Here is a 21415-nt window from a genome sequence, read left to right as displayed (position 1 = left end):
ACTTGATATGCATGCAGGTATTGGTCTCCCCTTTTCGTTCATTGCGTTGCATCTTTTGCACTCTCTACTTTTCAGTTAATGAAAGGGATGTTTCTTTTATCCCTTCAAATTCATTTAATAGGTACTTAGCTATCTTTTCAACTGCGGGGAAGTCTACTATTTCCTCATGTGATCCAGGGACAGAATACTTATTTACTCTTCCTTTTAATAAAGGTCCCCAATCTGTAAACAACTCTTTTCCTTCCTCAGCACTAAAGTAGAGAACTTCTCCAGAGTATGGTATTAAATCATGCTCTGCCATTATATTCAGGCATTTCCTATGAGCATTGATAACTTGCTTCAAATTGATAAGATCTGCATCAGGCGGGAGTACTCCTTCCATAATTAATCGCTCTACAAGCATATCTTGTTTATGGAAGAGGCCTTCTTCCTGCTCAGTAAAATCTCTAGGAATGAAATGCTCATATATATATGAGAGCATATCCTCCCTTGTTTTATGATCCTGCTCTGAAGGTACTTTTGTATCCATTAGTACCAACAACTCAACTTCCTCACCTTGACTCCTTAGTACAGTTGCGATTTCATAAGCAATCGCACCGCCTAAAGACCATCCTCCAAGACGATATGGACCTTCTGGCTGAACACGTTTTATTTCTTCGATGTAAAGTTGAATTACTTCCGGCAAAGTTAACTCGTCAATTTCTTTCTTTTCTATAAGAGGATTCTGTAAACCATAAAATGAACAATGGCTCTTAAGCAATCTTGCTAGTTGAATGTAACAGAATACATTCCCCATAAACGGATGAACGCAGAAGAAAGGTCTTTTCTCTGATTCTTGTAGTGAAACTAGCGCTGCTACTGATTTCGTCATATCATGCTTATCACGAATAAGGCATGCGATTCCTTCCACTGTTGGATTCTTAATCAATGTAGACACCTTAATCTCTTTTCCAAACTTCTCCCTAATTTTTGAAACTAATTTAATTACAAGGAGAGAGTGTCCTCCTCTATTAAAGAAATCATCATTTACATAGACATCTTCTATCTGTAACACATCCTGCCAGATTTTAATCAACTGATATTCAATTTCATCCCTTGGAATGATTGGTGTAGAGAAGTTATTTTCTCTATGAATAGTTAAATTGTTCAATGCCTTTCGATCAACTTTGCCATTTGTTGTAAGAGGAATCTCGTCTACCTTAATAAAGTGAGCGGGAACCATATAATTTGGTACTTGTGTCTTGAGATACTCACGCCACTCATGCATACTACCATCTCCAACTACATAAGCAACCAATCTCTGCTCTCCTAATTTATCCTCTGTTACCAAAACTACTGCTTCTTTTACCAATGGATGCCTCTCTATACTCGCTTCAATCTCTTCAAGTTCAATACGAAAGCCCCTAATTTTCACTTGATTATCAATTCTTCTCAAGTAATCTAAATTACCATCAGGTAAATAACGAACCAAATCTCCCGTACGATATAAACGTTCTTCTTCATTAAATGGATGACGGATGAATCGCTCTGCTGTTAATTCTGGGCGATTCAAGTATCCTCTCGCTATACCTGCACCCCCAATATATAGCTCACCTGTTACACCAACTGGAACAGGTAACAAATTTTTATCTAATACATAAGTTTGAACGTTCGGCAACGGACGGCCAATTGTTACTCTCTTACTATCTTTTTTGATATGATAGCATGTTGCATCAACCGTACATTCTGTAGGACCGTATACATTATAAAAATCAATTTTTTCTGTCTCTACTAGCTGTTCCCATAATGACGGCATAATTGCTTCACCACCGACTAATATCTTACTCGGTACATGAACATCAGCACTTATTTCTAGCAATCCTCCATCTATAAGTAATTGAAGTAATGAAGGTGTCATATCAAACATTTCCAATTTATTCTCCCTAATATAGGACACAAATTGTTCCGGATTAGTGCGAACTTCACTTGGGATAATATATAAACTTGAACCATAAAGCAACATTTGTAATTGCTGAATAGATACATCAAAGGCAATTGACGCATTCAAACCGACGCGCATATTATTAGGTATTTCATGTGAGAAAACTTCTTTTTGTAAACCATAGGATAGGTTTATTACAGAATGGTGCTGTACTAAAGCCCCCTTTGGATTCCCTGTCGAACCAGAAGTATAGATAACATACGCTAAGTTTTCCCCTGTTACCTCACATATTGGTGAAAGTTTGCTTTCTTGAGAAAGCATTGCTTGGTCCCTATCTAGGCAAACTGTCTTGATGTCTTTAGGTATCCAGCCTAGTAATACTTCATTTGTAACTAACACTTTAATTCCTGTGTCTTCTAAAATATATTGTAGGCGGCTTTCCGGATTCGATGGATCTAATGGAACATAGGCTGCTCCAGCCTTCCAAATTCCCATGAGACCAACAACCATCTCAACTGAACGCTCAAAGCAAAGGCCAACTAATGACTCTGTCCCAATTCCACATTTCTGTAAATGATGTGCTAATTGATTAGCTCTTTCATTCAGCTCTCGATATGTTAGTTGCTGTTTTTCATCTACCACTGCCACCGCGTCAGGTGTACGATTTACTTGCTCTTCGAATAGTTGATGAATTACATTCTCACGTGGATAGGATATAGCATTATTATTCCATTCTTCCAATAGCTTTCTTTGTTCAGCCTCCGTAATATATACTAGCTCCGATAGATTTTGATCAATGTTTTTGAGCATTTGCATTAACACTTTGTGTAAATGACCCAGCATTCGTTCAATGGTTACTCTATTAAACTTACTACGGTCATACATTAACTTTAACGATAACTGAATTCCTGGAACTACAGCCAATCCTAATGGATAGTGGGTTTGTTCTACCCCTTTCAATTCACCAATTTCCAGATTTTCTGAAGATTCTTCTTTCACTGGATAATTTTCAAACACATATAAGCAATTGAACAACGGTGTACCTCTAGGAACCTCACTCCACCCCTGAATCTCTGTCAAAGAAGCATACTCATATTGTCTTCTTTCTATCTCTTCCTCTTGTATCTTCTGCAACCAATCTATTAATTTTATATCATCCATCAATTGAATTCGCGTCGGTGACGTTGTAATGAAAGGACCTACGATGTTTTCAACATCAATAATCTCCGTAGAACGCCCTGAGCTTGTTACACCAAAAACAATGTCATTTTCTCCACTATATCGGCTCATGAGATATGCCCATGCCCCTTGAATTACTGTACTCAAAGTAAGTTTATTGCGTTTCGCCCATCCTTGTAACGCTTGAGTCTGCTCTTCTGATAAATACGTAACCTTCTCTGTGTAACCTTTTTCTTCCTCTTTACTTTCTAAGCCCAGCAAAGTTGGCGCAGTAAAACCTTTTAGCTTCTCTCTCCAGAATTGTTCCGCCTGCTCCTTATCTTGTTCTCTTAACCATTGGATATATTTCTTATATGGTGAGGACTTAGGTAACTTCACAGCTTCTCCATTCATTCTCTTCTGATAGACTGTAAGTAATTCATTAAAGACCAATGGTAAACTCCATCCATCCAGTAAAATATGGTGATGGGTCCAAACAATCCGATATTCTTCCTCACCTTCTTGAATGACTGTTACCCGCATCAATGGTGCTTCATCAAATTGGAAGGCTTGTTTTCGATCTAATGCCAAAAAGACTTTTCTTTTTTCCGCTATCTCTTCACTTGTCATTGTACGCCAGTCTTCTTTGTTCACTTTAAATGGGATATTTTCATACACCACTTGTACAGGTTTTTCAATTTCGTCCCATACAAATGCTGTACGAAAAATTTCATGCCGCTGAATTACAGATTTCCAAGCCTGCTCAAAAGTAGGAATATCCATTTCCCCTTGAATCATAAAACTCAATTGCACTATATACGGTGCAACATGTTCATCCCCTTGATCATGCAATGTGTGGAAGATCATACCTTCTTGCAAAGGTGATAGTGGATATAAATCAGTAATCTGATTTTTCTTTCCACGATGCATTTTATTTAGTACATTTGTCAAACCTTCTTGGCTAAGATTAGCCATTGCAAAATCCGAAATGGTCAGTGCAGATTCTCTATCTGAAGATTGAATCAATCTACTCAGTTGATATAGCATATTCTGTGCAATACTTTGAATCGTTGATTTGGCAAATTGTCCAACATTGTATACCCAAGTGAACTGAAGTTTTCCATCCGTTACAACCCCAATTACATCAATTACATGCGATCGCTTGGAACCGGCAGCATGATCTAAACGCTTAAATTTGTTCTCTGGAATAAACATTGCATCGCTAGAAAACATTTGGTCAAATTGTCCAAGATAGTTAAAACTAATAGACGGTGTATATTGGGAGCTTAATGGCTCACACATTGTTGTGTTCATGTAACGCAACACCCCATAATCAACACCCTTATTAGGAATTTTGCGAACTTGTTCTTTAACTGCTTTTAATGCTGCAATTGGCGTATTAGCATTAGTAATATTTAAATGAACTGGGTAAATACTTGTAAACCATCCCACGGTTCTCGATAAATCAACATCTTCAATAATCTCTTCTCGACCATGTCCCTCTAAATCTACGCTTAATATCGGCTGCCCCGTACATGCTGCTGTAGCTTGTACCAATGCTGCTAATAATACTTCATTGATTTGGACACGGTGAGTGCTTAAAGTCTCTTGCAATAACATACGGGTCTCATTCTCGTTTAACACCACAGTAATTTCCTCAGTTACTGCGCTTACTGGATTACTTATAGTACCATCTACTGGCAGTATAACTACGTCTTGTTCAACCTGCTGCTCCCAGTAATGTAGCACTTCTTTTGATATTCCAGTTTGAGCGTAATGTTGTAATTTCTCCGACCATTCTTTAAAAGATGTACTCTTCATAGGTAATTGAATTTTTTGCCCTTGGACCGCTTGCGTATATGCTGTTTGCAAATCTTCCAATAAAATTCGCCAAGAAACACCATCCACGGCTAAGTGATGAATTGTCCAAAATAATCGACCAGTCTCCTCACCTTCATCAAAATACACCATTCTCATTAAAGGACCATCATGTAAATTCAATCTTTCTTGTGCAACATTAATCTCTTTTTGAATAACTTCATGCCAATCCGCTTCCGGCACTTCGTCTAATGAAATGACAGTCAGCATCAATTGTTCTTCAATTCCTTCATTCCACTGTTCCCAAGTCCCATTAGGTAAACGTTCATATCTTAAACGCAGGGCATCATGATGAAGTAGAAGGTTACGCGCTGCCTTTTCCAGTGATCCTATGTCCAATTTTTCTTTCGTTCTAAAGAACATGGATTGATTCCAATGATGTGGATTAGGATGATTTTGTGCAAAAAACCTTTGCTGAATAGGTGTAAGTATCGTCTCTCCAGTTATAATTCCTTGTTCAGCTTGTACACCTTGTTCTTCTTTGACTACTTGCGCCAACTCAGCAATCGTTTGGTGTTCAAATAGTTGTTTTGGTGTCAACTGTAAACCAGCTTGCTTTGCGCGAGAGACAATCTGAATGCTAAGAATTGAATCTCCACCAATTTCAAAAAAGTTATCATAAATACCAATACGTTTTGAACCTAGCACACGTTCCCAAATGATAGAAAGCTTATGTTCACGTTCATTTCTTGGGGCCGCGTAGCCTTCTTGTATTCCTTGATAATCTGGTATAGGTAACGATTTCCGATCAACCTTTCCATTTATGGTTAGCGGTAATTCTTTCATTTCGACAAAGTAGGAAGGTATCATATGGATTGGCAGTTTTGTTTTAAGATACTCTCGCCATTCTTCTACACTACCTTCGCCCACTACATAAGCTACTAACCTCTTATCTCCCGACTGATTTTCCCTAACTATTACAACTACCTCTTTTACCAAGTCATGCTCTTGTAAAGTCGACTCAATCTCCCCAAGTTCGATTCGAAATCCTCTAATCTTCACTTGATTATCCATTCTTCCTAAGTAGTCTATATTACCATCAGGAAGATATCTCACAAGATCGCCTGTTCTATATAACCTCTCGCCTTCTTTGAATGGATGAGAAATAAATCGTTCGGATGTTAACTCTGGACGATTCAAGTACCCCTTTGCTAGACCTACTCCTCCGATATAAAGTTCCCCCATCACACCAACTGGAACTGGCAACCTATTACTATCTAATACATAAGTTTGGACGTTAGGCAATGGACGCCCAATTGTTACTCTCTTACTATCTTTTTTGATATGATAGCATGTTGCATCAACCGTACATTCTGTAGGACCATATACATTATAAAACTGTATTTTATCAGTCTCTACTAGCTGTTCCCATAATGACGGCATAATTGCTTCACCACCAACCAGTACCTTACTTGGAACATGAACGCCATCACACGTTTCTAACAATCCGGCATCTATAAGTAATTGAAGCAATGAAGGTGTTATATCAAAGATTTCTAACTTGTTCTCCCTAATATAAGCTACAAACTGCTCCGGATCACTTCGTACTTCATTCGGAATAATATACAAACTTGAACCATAAAGCAGCATTTGTAATTGCTGGATAGATGCATCAAAGGCAATTGACGCATTTAAACCGACATGCATGTTAGATGGTATCTCATGTTCGAAAACTTCTTTTTGTAAACCATGCGACAAGTTTAGTACAGAATGATGCTGTATCAAGACACCCTTTGGATTCCCCGTTGATCCTGAAGTATAGATAACATACGCTAAGTTTTCTCCTGTTACTTCACATTTTGGTGAAAGAATGCTTTCTTGTGAAATCATTGCTTGATCCCTATCTAGACAAACTATCTTGATTTCTTTAGGTATCCAGTCTTCCAATGACTCGTTCGTAACTAATACTTGAATTCCAGTGTCCTCCAAAATATATCGTAGACGACTTTCTGGATATGATGGGTCTAATGGAACATAGGCTGCTCCAGCCTTCCAAATCCCCATAATACTAACAATCATCTCAACTGAACGCTCAAAGCAAAGTCCAACCAATGATTCATTCCCAATCCCGCATTGCTGAAGATAGTGGGCCAATTGATTAGCTTTTTCATTCAGCTCTCGATACGTTAACTGCTGTTTTTCATCTACCACTGCTACCGCATCAGGTGTACGATTTACTTGCTCTTTAAACAGCTGATGAATTGTACTTTCCTGTGGGTATGCTACAGCATCATTATTCCACTCCTCCAACTGTTTTTGCTGTAATCCTGACAATATAGGCAACTTAGCTAATGCTTTATCAGGATTCTCCACGATTACATTCAACCAGTTCCCAAAATGTTCAGCCATGGATTCAATAGTTAAGCTGTCAAATAAATCAGTTCTATAAACAAAAGTAAGTAATAAACCCTCTTCCACTTCTGCAGCAGTTAAACTTAAATCAAACTTAGCGATAGGAGCATTACTTTCCATTACTTCTATATTTCTTCCATGTAGTTCTGGTAGCTTCTGTCCCGTATTTTGCAAAGTAAACATGGTTTGGAAAATCGGAGAATGGCTTGTATTTCGTTCAGGTTGGATAACCTCTACAATTTTCTCAAACGGAACATCTTGATACTCATACGCCTTCAATGCTTTTATCCGCACTTGAGACAACAACTCTTGAAATGCCGGTGCATTACTTAAATCAGCGCGATAAACCAATGTATTGACAAAGAAACCAATCAGCCCTTCAATTTCTCGATAATTTCGATTTGCAATTGGGCTGCCAACAATAATATCCGTTTGTCCCGTATAACGAGCAAGGAAACTTTGATACGATGCCAATAAGGTCATGAAAAGTGTGGCCCCTTCTTGACGACTTAGTTCGTTTAATTTATCCAGTAATGAGCGCGATAACAAAACATTATGAGTTAATCCATGGTGGGTTTGCACTGGCGGACGCGGACGATCCATTGGCAACATTAAGACTGGTAACTCACCGGATAATTCTTCCTTCCAATACGCAAGTTGTTGATATAGTACTTCATCTTTCAACCATTCTCTTTGCCACTGAGCAAAATCGGCATATTGAACTGGTAGTGGTTCCAGCTCTGCTTGTTTTTCACCAATCGTATTCTCATAAAATGCCATCCATTCTTGAAGCAAGATTTCCATCGACCATCCATCTGAGATAATATGATGCATATTACACAGAAGAACCCATTCTTCTTCTGAAATTCTTATGAGTTTCCCACGGAACAATGGCCCTTTTTCTAAATCAAATGGAGATTCGACTTCAGTTTGAATCCATTGCTCCAACTTTCTTTCTCGCTCCTCTAATGAAAGCTTAGTTAAGTCCATTTGCAGAAGCGGACGGAAAACGTACGGTTGAATCTGCTGCATAGGATGGCCATCCTCTTCATAAAATACAGTCCGCAAAGATTCATGACGCTCTATCAACTGATTCCATCCCAACTCCAATGCCTCAGGTAACCAATTCCCTGTAAGACGGCATGCCATTGGCATATTATAAAGTGCACTATTAGGTGCAAATTGATCAATAAACCATAAGCGCTGTTGGGCATAAGACAGTGGAATATTTCCCCCTCGTTCCATCGGCATCAATGGTGGAATTTCTCGTTTTTCGCTCCCCTTACGTAACTGATCTATTCGTTTCGATAATGCTTCGACCGTTGAATATTCGAACAGTTCACGTACTGGCAATTTGATTTGAAAGACTTCCTGTAAGCGTGAGACCACTTGTGTAGCAAGTAGAGAGTGACCACCGAGCTCAAAGAATGAATCCTGAACATCAATGTCTCTTATTCCTAGCACTTGACTCCACACTGAAGCAATAAGTTCTTCCAGCGGAGTTCTTGGGTATACAGTATTTTCAGCGGATTGTTCACTAAGTATAGGCAATGCCTTCAAATCAAGCTTTCCATTCGGTGTAAGTGGTAAAAATTCCATCTCAATAAAGTTTGTTGGAACCATGTAATTTGGTAAATGTGTTTGTAGATGTTCTCGCCATTCATGGACACTTCCTTCACCAACTACATAAGCTACTAATCTCTTATCACCTTGATTATCCTCTCGTACCAATACAACTGCTTCTTTCACAGAAGAATGTGCCTGCAAAACAGCTTCTATTTCTCCCAATTCAATCCGGAAACCACGAATTTTTACTTGGTCATCTATACGTCCATGGAACTGGAGATTACCATCAGAAAGATAACTTGCTTTGTCTCCTGTATAATAGAGACGTTCTCCTGACTTGAAAGGATGTGGAATAAATTTTTCCTTTGTAAGATCCGGACGATTAGCATATCCACGTGCAAGACTCTTCCCTCCAATATAGAGATCTCCAATTACACCAATTGGTACTAGCTGAAGATGAGAATCTAACACATAAACTTCTGTATTCGCAATCGGTCGACCAATCGATGGCGTACCTGTTGTCACCCCTACAGGTACGTAACAATCTGTAGTAACAACGGTATTTTCCGATGGACCATACTGATTAATTACCGCAAAAGGAATATCGCTAGATGGATACTGCGTTAATTGATCCCCACCAGTAATGATAAAACGAAGATCCATTTTATCTGGCCAAGATAATTTCAAGAGTCTTTCCAGAATAGGCGTAGGTGCAAAACTAGCTGTTATTCGTGAATCAATGAGCCAGTCCCTTAGTGCTTCTGGATTAATTCTCAGTTCCTCTGTTGACAAGTAGAGTGCTGCGCCAGCAGTTAGATACGGCCAAATCTCCTGGACAGCCGAATCAAAAGCAACCCCTGCAATCTGAGTCGCACGATCCTCTGCTGAAATATGATAAACTTCTTGATGCCAAGAAACCATATTCATTAATGAGCGATTTTCAACCATGACACCCTTCGGTTTTCCTGTAGAACCAGAGGTATAAACAATATAGGCTAAGTTCTCTGGATTTATTTGACGTGTAGGTGCGATTACGCTTTCCACTGTTAGTTCTTCTAACCTCACCATTTCGACGTGTGCGAAATGTCCTTCTTGTCCTTCCGCCGTCACTACAAATTGAATTCCTGCATCTTCAATCATGTATTCTAACCTTGATTTTGGATATAACGGATCTAAAACAACATAAGCTCCACCAGCTTTTAAAATGCCTAGTAAACTTGCCATTAGCTCAGCTGACCTCGGAAGATAAACTCCTACCACTGACTCTGGGGCTACTCCCTTTCGCCGTAAAACATTTGCCAACTGATTTGCTTGTGTATCCAGTTCACCATAAGTCCACTGTTTTGTTTGATCAACTACCGCAATCGCATCCGGACGCCTTGCTACTTGCTCCTCAAATCTGTCGCAAATAAGACCCTGATGAGACATTTCCATTACAGTGTCATTCCATGTTTCTAATAACAAAGTACGTTCGGGTTCTGATAGCATGCTCAGGTCATGCAACGGATTTTGTGGGCGATGAGAAACTTCATGTAGCCATTTCTCAAAGTGTCCTGCCATCCGTTCAATAGTAGTAGCATTGAATAAATCCTTATTGTACTCAAAAGTAAAAAGTAATCCCTCTTCCGTCTCAACTGCCATTACACTTAAATCAAACTTTGCAATTGGACTATGGCTTTCTATCATTTCAATACTTCTACTAGATAACACCGGTAACTCTTGTTTCATATTTTGCAAGATGAACATAGTCTGGAAGATTGGCGAATGACTTGTACTTCGCTCCGGTTGCACAACTTCTACAATTTTTTCAAATGGAATATCTTGATATTCATACGCCTTCAATGCCTTTTGACGAACCTGATACAGTACATCTTGAAATGTCGGTCTACCACTCAAATTAGCTCGATAAACCAGTGTGTTAACGAAGAAACCAATTAGTCCTTCAATTTCTCTATAGTTCCGATTCGCAATTGGGCTTCCGACCAGAATATCTTCTTGTCCCGTATAACGAGATAGAAAACTTTGATATGCAGCTAAAAGCGTCATGAAGAGCGTAGCCCCTTCTTTTCGACTAAGTTCATTCAATTTATCATGTAGCGTGCTTGGCAGAACCATAGTGTATGTCGACCCGTGATGAGTTTGTATTGCGGGACGCGGGCGATCCACAGGAAGTTGGAGTACAGGAAGCTCCCCAGACAATTCTTCCCTCCAGTATTGGAGTTGTTGATCAAGCACCTCCTCCTTTAGCCATCCTTTTTGCCACTGAGCAAAGTCGGAATATTGAACCGGTAATGGTTCAAGTTCCGCTACCTTTCCATCCGTTGCTTTCTCATAAAATGCCATCCATTCTTCAAGTAGGATTCCCATTGACCATCCATCTGAAACGATATGATGTAGAGTACAAAGGAGTATCCATTCTTCCTCTCCCACGTGCAAAATACTTGTCCTGATTAATGGACCCTCTGTTAAATCAAATGGCACTTCTGTTTCTTGTTGAATTAAACGTTTAACTTCTTCTTCTTGATCTTCAGAAGAAAGCATAGTTAAATCCGTTTTCGGAATTGATTGAAAAGCATACGGTTCAATTTGCTGTACGGGTTGACCATTCACTTCTTGAAAGACCGTCCGCAGTGATTCATGACGTTCTATTAGTTGATTCCATCCCGTTTCCAATGCTTCAAGTAGCCAATTCCCTGTAAGACGGCATACCATTGGCATATTGTAAAGGGCACTATTAGGTGTAAATTGATCAATAAACCATAAACGTTGTTGGGCATAAGATAGTGGAATAGCTTCTCCTCGTTTCATTGGTATTAGTGGCGGAATCTCTCGTTTTTTATCTCCTTTACGTAACTGTTCTAATCGCTTTGCCAGTGACTCCACCGTTGTATATTCAAATAGTTCACGTACTGGTAATTCGATTTGAAAAATTCCCTGTAAACGTGACACTACTTGAGTAGCTAGTAGTGAATGACCACCGATTTCAAAAAAGGAATCCTGAACACTAATATTTTTTATTCCTAACACTTGGCTCCAAACGGAAACGATGAGCTCCTCCACTGGTGTTCGTGATGAAGTAATATCTTCACTTATGAACTGTTCTTCTAATTCCAATAATGCTTTCCGATTCACTTTACCATTTGGAGTAAGTGGCATACCTTCAATTTGGAAAAAGTATGCCGGAACCATATAATGTGGTAATTGCTTCTTGAGATATTCACGCCACTCCCCAGTATCCCCTTCACCCACTACATAAGCTACTAACTGCTTATCTCCTGGTCGATCTTCCTTCACCAACACGACTGCCTCTTTTACAGATGAGTGATCATGTAAAGCTGCTTCTATTTCTCCCAATTCAATTCGGAATCCTCTAATTTTAACTTGGTTATCTATTCTTCCAATATATTCTAAGTTACGATCATTTATATATCTAACCAAGTCACCCGTTCGATATAATCGTTCCCCGTCCTTAAAGGGATGCGGAATAAAACGTTCAGTAGTTAAATCCGGTCGATTGAAGTAGCCACGTGCTAATCCTACTCCTCCAAGGTAAAGTTCCCCTGCCACACCAATTGGGACCACTTGTTGATATTGATCTAACACATACAACTCTGTATTATCAATCGGACGACCAATCGGAATAAGCATTGGTTCTTTTTCTAAATCACAATCGTAATAAGTCACATCCACAGTTGCTTCAGTAGGACCATACAAGTTAATTAACTTTGTTTGCTGAGCATTGTAAAAGATCCCCTTAAACCGGCGAACCTGTTCAGTGTTTAACGCTTCTCCACTAGTAAAAACTTGAATTAAAGACGATACATCCCTTTTCGAATTATATAATTCCATATAATCTAAGAAAGTAGATAACATCGACGGAACAAAATGCATGGTGGACACACGGTATCGTTCAATATACTCCTCAATCACCGCAGGATCTTTCTCTCCTCCTGGTGGAAGTAAACAAACACGTGCTCCTACAAATGACCACCAAAATAATTCCCAGACAGAAACATCAAACGAAAACGGTGTCTTTTGTAGGATTGTATCCTCCTCAGACAATGGGTATTTTTTCTGCATCCACTGTAGGCGATTTATAACAGAATGATGTTCAATCATTACCCCCTTTGGATTTCCTGTCGAACCCGAAGTGTATATAATATAGGCTAAGTTATTTGCTGTTACTCCACTCACCGGAGCTAAATTACTCTCTTTAGAAATCATTACTTGATCCCGATCTAAACAAATTGCTTGAATATCTTTAGGTAACCAGTCCTGTAGTGCCTCTTTTGTTAACAGCACTTGAATTTGTGAATTCTCCAAAATGTATCTCAGGCGGTTTTCGGGATAACTTGGGTCCAGTGGGACATAAGCCCCACCTGCCTTCAAAATCCCAAAGAGACCGATAATCATATCAGGAGAACGTTCAATACATATACCAACCAATGATTCAGGTCCGATACCTCGTTTTTGTAGAAAATGTGCCAATTGATTCGATTTTTCATTTAGTTCTTGATACGTTAGCTTTCCACCCTCATAAACTACCGCCACTGCATCAGGTGTCCGTGCAACTTGTTGCTCAAATAGCTCATGAATCATACAATCATGACCATAAACTACGTCCGTATCATTCCATTCTTCTAGGAGTTGTTTTTGCTCAGTATCTGATAACATTGACAGCTTTGTATATGATTCATCTGGATGATACGTGATTTCATTTAGCCAGTTCTCAAAATGTCCTGCCATACGTGCAATGGTACTACTATCAAATAAATCCGTGTTGTATTCAAATGAGACGAATAGACCTTCTTCCACTTCATAGGCAGTTAAGCTCAAATCAAATTTAGCAATAGACATATTACTTTCTACCATTTCAATACTTCTATCAGGCAAATCTAGTCGTTCTTGTTTTATATTCTGTAGCGTAAACATGGTCTGAAATATAGGGGAATGACTCATGCTTCGTTCAGGTTGCACAGCTTCTACCACTTTTTCAAATGGTATATCTTGATATTCGTAAGCTTTTAACGCCTTTTTCTTTGTTTGGTTCAAAATCTCCCGAAAGGTAGGGGTGCCACTCAAATCTGATCGATAAACCAACGTATTAACAAAGAAACCAATTAATCCTTCTACTCCCTTATGGTTCCGATTTGCAATCGGGCTACCAACTAGAATATCTTTTTGTCCTGTATAACGAGCAAGAAAGCTCTGGTATGCGGCCATTAAAGTCATAAATAAAGTAGATCCTTCTTGTCGGCTTATATCCTTCAATTGACTAAGCAATTTATAAGGAAAAATCACATGATGCGTAGCCCCAGAGTAAGTCTGCTTAACCGGTCGAGGTCGATCCACTGGCAGTTGTAAGATAGGAAGTTCACCAGACAATTCTTCCTGCCAATACGTAAGCTGACGATTTAGCACATCACCTTGCAACCACTCCTTTTGCCACTTCGCAAAGTCTGCATATTGAATGGATAGTGAACTTAATTTAGCAGGATTTCCGCCCGTTTCTTCTTCATAGAAAGCAAGTAATTCATTCATGAATATACCAATGGACCAAGCATCAGAAATAATATGATGCATCGTACACAGTAATAACCATTCATCCTTCTCTAATTGAACAAGCTGCTTACGAATTAAAGGACCATTCATTAAATCAAATGGTTCTTGCGCTTCTCTCGCAATTAAACTATCTACCTCTTTTTCTTTTACTTCTAGAGGAAGTTGAGAGTAATCCCTTACAGGTAATGCTCTAGGAAGAAATTCGAGAATTTGTTGCACAGGCTGTTCTCCTACTTCTTTAAAAACAGTTCGTAATGATTCATGACGTTCAATGAGTCGATTGAATCCCTTCTCTAATGCTTCAGGTATCCAATTTCCTTTTAGATGCCATACTGTTGGAATATTATATAAAGAACTGTTTGGGTTAAATCTGTCCATAAACCACAAACGTTGTTGCGCATAAGACAACGGGAGTGCTTCTTTATTCTCCTTTTTTTGCATTTGCTTCTGAAGCCATGCTCTCTTCTCAGGAGAAAGTGAACTCAGCTTTGCAAGTAAATCACTTCTCATTTTTTTACCCCTTCCTCAATCAAATTACTCTCGAATATCCCTTGTGCTTCTTCCTCTGATAGCTCCTCTAATTGCTTAAGTAGTTCCAGTAATTCTTCATCATTACTCACTTCTGCTTCTTTTTGAACATAGTCTTGAAGACTTACATTCTCCTTACTATCATTCTGCATTTCTTGATTTTTGTTATCGAGCAATTGATCAATCTGTTCTGCCAATTGCTGCACCGTATGAAACATAAATAAATCATGCAATGGTATCTCGATTCCAAAAGCCTCTTTAAGATTGGAAACAGCTTGCGTAGCGAGTAGTGAATGGCCACCAATTTCAAAAAACGAATCTTGAATTCCGATGTTTTCCATACCTAAAACTTCATGCCATATCGAAACGATTGTTTTTTCCGTGGACGTACGAGGAGCAATATAACCACTTGCTATCTCCTGTCTCTCTGGTGCTGGTAAGGCCTTCCTATCAATTTTCCCATTAGGAGTGAGTGGAAATGCATTTAATCCAACAAAATAGGCTGGGATCATATAATTTGGTAGTTGATCCTTGAGATAATCACGCCACTTTTGAGCATCCCCGCCTCCTACAACATAGGCGATCAAACGTGGATCGCCAGGATAATCTTCCCGCACCATCACAATAGCTTCGTTAACTAATGTATGCCTTTGTAATGTCGCTTCAATTTCTCCTAGTTCAATCCGGAACCCACGAATTTTTACTTGATGATCGATTCGTCCAACATACTCCAAATTTCCATCCGGCAAATACCTTACTAGATCTCCAGTCCGGTATACTCGCTCGTCTTCTTTAAACGGATGCGGTATAAATCGATTTTCCGTTAAGTCAGGGCGTTTTAAATATCCACGCGCTAACCCTGATCCACCAATGTATAGCTCACCAACTACACCAATTGGAACCATTTTTCGTTCAGCACTCAATACATATACTTCTGTATTGAAGATTGGTTTACCGATTGGTGGTACCCTATGCATGACACCCTTTTCTAATTCCATATACGTGGAATACGTAGTATCTTCAGACGGTCCATATAAGTTGAACACCTTCTCAATCGTACTTCTCTCGTATAAATCTTGAACAAGCGGATATGGTAACGGTTCTCCAGCCAAATTTATTACCTTTACTGAAGAAGGAATTGTTTTTGCTCGAACCAGTTCCTTTGCTGCCGATGGCACAGTATTAACCAAAGTCACACCTTTGGTAGACAACTTGTCTAGATGTAGAGCATTTTCAGCGACAATCACCTTACCACCCATCGTTAAGGGAACAAATACTTCAAAAACGGATAAATCAAAAGATAGTGAAGTTGAAGCTAATACTCCCGCTAATTCCTTTCGAGAATACGTGTGATGCGCCCAATGAATCATTGTTACTGTATTCCTGTGCTCAATCATTACTCCCTTTGGATTTCCAGTGGAACCTGAAGTATAGATAATATAGGCTAAGTTATCGCCCGTCACTTCACTCGTGCATACCGTAGTAACTTCTTGTTCTATTTCTGCTCGATTACGATCAATACAAATGACGTTGACGAATGGAGGTATAACCATTTTTTGTTGTAACTTTTCCTGTGTCACCAGTACCTTTATTTGAGCATCTTCTAAAATGTACTGCAGTCGACTTTCCGGATACGCTGGATCAATTGGGACATATGCTCCTCCCGCCTTCATAATTCCTAAGAGACCGACAATCATCTCGGATGAACGTGTAACGCAAATCCCAACTAATGATTCGCATGTTACACCATTTTTTTGCAAATAATGTGCCAACTGATTTGAGCGTTCGTCCAACTCTCGATATGTTAGTTCTTCATCTTCGCACACTACTGCAATTGCTTCTGGTGTTTTTTCCACTTGTTCTTCAAACATTGTATGAATCGTACTATCTTCTATATCTATAACGGCTGATTCATTCCATTCCTCTAGTAGTTGCTTATATTCTACTTTCGATAACATATTCAGTTCTGATAGTATACATTTTGGATGAGAGACAATTTGATTTAACCAATGTTTAAAATGACTTGCCATACGTTCAATGGTTGTATCATTAAACAAATCAGTATTATATTCAAAGGTTAGTGATAATCCTTCTTCCGTCTCAGAAGCAAATAAACTCAAATCAAATTTGGCAACAGAAGCATGGCTTTTCATGAGTTCCATTTGTCTTTCAGATAGCTGAAGAAATTCTTGTTTCGTATTCTGTAAAGTAAACATAGTTTGGAATATTGGTGAATGACTTGTATTCCGTTCAGGTTTTACGGATTCTACCACTTTCTCAAATGGGATGTCCTGATACTCGAATGCTTTTAGCGCTTTTTTTCTTACCTGCGACAATAGTTCTTGGAACGTCGGATTTCCACTGAAATCAGCTCGATAAACTAACGTATTTGCAAAGAATCCTATTAATCCCTCAATCTCTTTCACATTTCGATTAGCGATTGGGCTTCCAACTATAATGTCGTCCTGTCCTGTATAACGAGAAAGGAAGCTTTGATACGCTGCCATCAATGTCATAAATAAAGTGCATCCTTCTTGCAAACTTAAATCTTTGAGCTTTTCCTGTAAGGAATTCGCCACTATTAAGGACTGACTTGCACCACGATGGGTTTGAACTGCAGGTCGAGGACGATCCATCGGTAATTGTAAAACCGGTAGTTCCCCAGATAATTCTTCCTTCCAATATTGAAGATGCTGATTCAAACTCTCCTCTTTTTGCCATTCCTTCTGCCACATGACAAAATCTGCATATTGGATAGATAACTCCTTCAATTCCACTGGTTTTCCGGTTAGTGCTCCTTCATAAAAAGCCATCCATTCTTCAAGTAAGATTCCCATTGACCATCCATCTGAAATAATATGATGCATCGTACAAATGAGAACCCATTCTTCCCTGTCCACTTTCAATATTCGTGTTCGAATCAGAGGACCTTGTCCAAAATGAAATGGTTCCTCCGCCTCGTTTTGAATAAGGCGTTTCATTTCTCTTTCCCTATCTTCCAAAGAAAGATCTGTTAGATTCGTTTGAGGAATATGCCTGAACACATGAGATTGAACCTGTTGAAAAGGTTCACCCTCTTGTTCTAGAATTGTCGTCCTTAATGATTCATGACGCTCCAACAATTGATTCCATCCGACCTCCAATGCTTCAATTGACCATTTACCTGTTAAGCGACACGCTGCATGAATATTGTACATAGCACTATTTGGCATTAATTGATCAATAAACCATAGACGTTTCTGCGCATAGGAAAGTGGGATAACTTCTTCTCGTTTCATAGGTACAAGAGGAGCAACCTTTCGTTTTTTATCTTCCTTTCGTAACTGATCCACTCGTTTCGCCAATGCTTCCACTGTATCGTGCTTGAAAAGTTCACGTAATGGAATTTTAATTTGGAACAGTTCTTGCAATCGAGAGACGATTTGAGTAGCAAGTAGTGAGTGCCCACCACGTTCAAAGAAGGAATCCTGAATGCCAATATTTTCTGTTCCTAACACTTGACTCCAAACCGAGGCAATAAGCTCTTCCGATGGCGTCCGAGGTAGCACATTTAAATCTTCAATAGCTTGCTCATCAGGTGCTGGCAAGGCCTTTCGGTCAATTTTCCCATTCGGAGTAAGCGGAAAATGTTCTAACTCTATAAAGTGCGCTGGAATCATATGATTCGGTAATTGGTTTTGTAAATACTCTCTCCACTCTTCGGTATTTCCATCGCTTATTACATATGCAACCAATCGTTGATCACCTGGACGATCTTCTCTAACTAATACGACAGCCTCTTTAATAAACGAACATTTTTCTAAAGTTGCTTCAATTTCTCCTAGTTCAATCCTAAAACCACGCATTTTGACTTGATGATCCATTCTACCTATAAATTCTATATTTCCATCATTTAGATATCTTACTGAATCTCCTGTTCGATATAGTCGTTCCCCCAATTGAAATGGGTGCGAAATGAATTTTTCAGCAGTAAGATTCTGACGATTTAAGTATCCACGCGCTAAACCAACACCACCAATATATAACTCACCTTCAGTTCCTATTGATTGCAAGCGTTGATTTTGGTCTAATACATATAATTGCGTGTTCTGTATTGGCTTCCCAATAGAAACAAATTCTTGATTAGGCTGAATATCAAATGCATTCACATAAATAGTGGCTTCAGTTGGCCCATAAAAGTTGGTTAATTTCACTTGTCCACTATAATCCCATTTCTGTTGAAAACGTCTAACTAACCCTGAACTTAGTTCTTCTCCACCAGAAAATACATGGCGTACGGACGAACAATTCATGTTCAATTCAATATGATTGAAGTAATCTAAGAAAACAGATAACATCGAAGGTACAAATTGAACTATAGTAACCTGATGTTGTTTAATCACTTCAGCTATAATAGAAGGATCTTTTTCTCCACCTGGAGGTAGGAAAGATACACTTGCACCAACGTGAATGCCCCAAAATAATTCCCAAACAGAGACATCAAATGAGAATGGCGTTTTCTGCAAGACCACATCTTTTTCAGAAAGCGGATATTTATGTTGCATCCATTCTAGATAATTAATTACTGAATGATGCTCAATCATTACTCCCTTTGGATTCCCTGTAGATCCTGAAGTATACATAACATACGCTAAATTTTCTCCTGTTACACCACTTATACATGGGGTTGTTTCTTCTTTTTCAATTGCAGTGTAATCTTTATTCATACAAATCGTTTCTATATTTTCAGATACAAACAAATTTTTAGAATTCTCTTCCGTCACTAGTACTTCGATTCCAGCATCCTCTAATATATATCGAAGTCGACTCTCTGGATAAGTAGGGTCAAGTGGAACATACGCTGCTCCTGATTTTAGAATACCTAATAACGCTATCATCATTTGTAATGAACGTTCCATATATACCCCAACTAGAGACTCTGGGCCTACACCATGCTTTTGTAAATAATGAGCTAACTGATTTGCACGCTTCTCCAACTCTTTATAGGTAATTTGTTCATTTTCGTAACTAGCCGCGATTGCTTCCGGTGTTTTTTTTACTTGCTCCTCAAACATCGTATGAATCATGCCTTCAGCCGAATAATTAACTTGAGTATGATTCCATTCCTCTAGTAACTGTATTTGTTCTTCTTCTGTTAAATGAGTAATTTCAAATAGTTTTGAATCTAGGCTCTTCGTCATCTGAATTAATATTTGCAATAAGTGATTCTGAATCCGATTTATTGCTTCTTCATTAAAATAGCTTCGATCATACATCAACTTTAAAGTAATTTTCTTACCGGGCATTACAATGAGTGTTAAAGGATAATTTGTTTGTTCCGTGCTTGTAACATCTAGTAATCTTAAATCATCATTTCTCTCACCTTGAATTGGATAATTTTCAAACACATACAAGGTATGAAATAAGGAGCAATTTCGCGGAACCTCACTCCAGCCTTGAATATCTATCAACGAATTATACTCATACTGTCTTCGTTCCATTTCTTTCATTTGTATTTTACGAAGCCAATCTACTACTGATGCATTATCCGTTAATCGAATTCTGGTAGGTAATGTGTTAATAAATAGCCCCACCATATTCTCTGCTCCTATTAAATCAGTAGGACGTCCAGCGCTAGTTACGCCAAATACGACGTCACTGTCACCGCTATACCTACTCAGCAAATAAGCCCATGCACCTTGTACTAACGTATTCAACGTTAATCGACTATTTCGTACCCACTTTTGTAAACTCTCAGTAAGTTCCTCAGATACTTGATAAGCAAACTCTCCATAACCCTTCTCTTGTCCTTGATCCTTTCTTTCCATTGCTAATGGAGTGGGTGCATAGAACCCTTTTAATTCTTCTTTCCAAAATTCCTCTGCTTGACTTTGATCTTGTTTATTTATCCATTGAATATATTTTTTATAAGGAAGAGATTTAGGAAGATTCAACAATTCTCCCTTTATCATCTTGAGATAAACTTCCATCACTTCACTAAAGACCAATGACACACTCCATCCGTCTAGCAAAATATGATGATGTGTCCAGATAATTCTCGTTTCCTCTTTTGCTTCTTTAATCGCAGTGACTCTCATCAATGGTGCTTCATCCAATAAAAATCCTTTTCTACGATCTACATTCAAAAACTGTTGTAATTTCTTCGCCCTTTCCTCATGTGGATGGGTGCTCCAATCCTCTTGATGAATAGTAAAAGGAAGACGTTGGTAAACCGCTTGTAATGGCTTTTCTACTTCCTCCCACACAAATACTGAACGTAAAACCTCATGTCGATTAATAACATATTCCCAAGCCTTTTCAAAAATATCAACATCCAATTGCCCCCCGAGCAAGAAACCTACTTGTACAATATAGGAAAAAGAATGTTCATCATCTTGATCGTATAAAGTATGAAACAGTATTCCTTTTTGCAAAGGTGATAAACCATATATATCAATAACGTCTCCCATT

2 protein-coding genes are annotated in these 21415 nt (G+C 38.7%); both read right to left on the bottom strand.

The annotated features are described in order from the left end of the window. Positions 1-64: 64 nt before the first annotated feature. Positions 65-14947 (bottom strand): non-ribosomal peptide synthetase, encoded by a 14883-nt coding sequence (locus tag OXT04_RS21345; RefSeq protein ID WP_098256447.1) that lies wholly within the window; start codon positions 14945-14947, stop codon positions 65-67. After that, the gene (locus tag OXT04_RS21340) at positions 14944-21414 is read right to left on the bottom strand and encodes a non-ribosomal peptide synthetase (RefSeq protein WP_267417406.1); all 6471 of its coding nucleotides are present in this window, start codon (positions 21412-21414) and stop codon (positions 14944-14946) included. The genes OXT04_RS21345 and OXT04_RS21340 overlap by 4 nt, the downstream gene beginning before the upstream one ends. Position 21415: the final 1 nt, after the last annotated feature.

Source organism: Bacillus sp. GC_Bacil_1 (assembly GCF_026540675.1).
GTDB classification, from domain to species: domain Bacteria; phylum Bacillota; class Bacilli; order Bacillales; family Bacillaceae_G; genus Bacillus_A; species Bacillus_A cereus.
The sequence above is the reverse complement of the archived record's forward strand: the minus strand, read 5'-3'. Positions and strand labels throughout refer to the sequence as shown.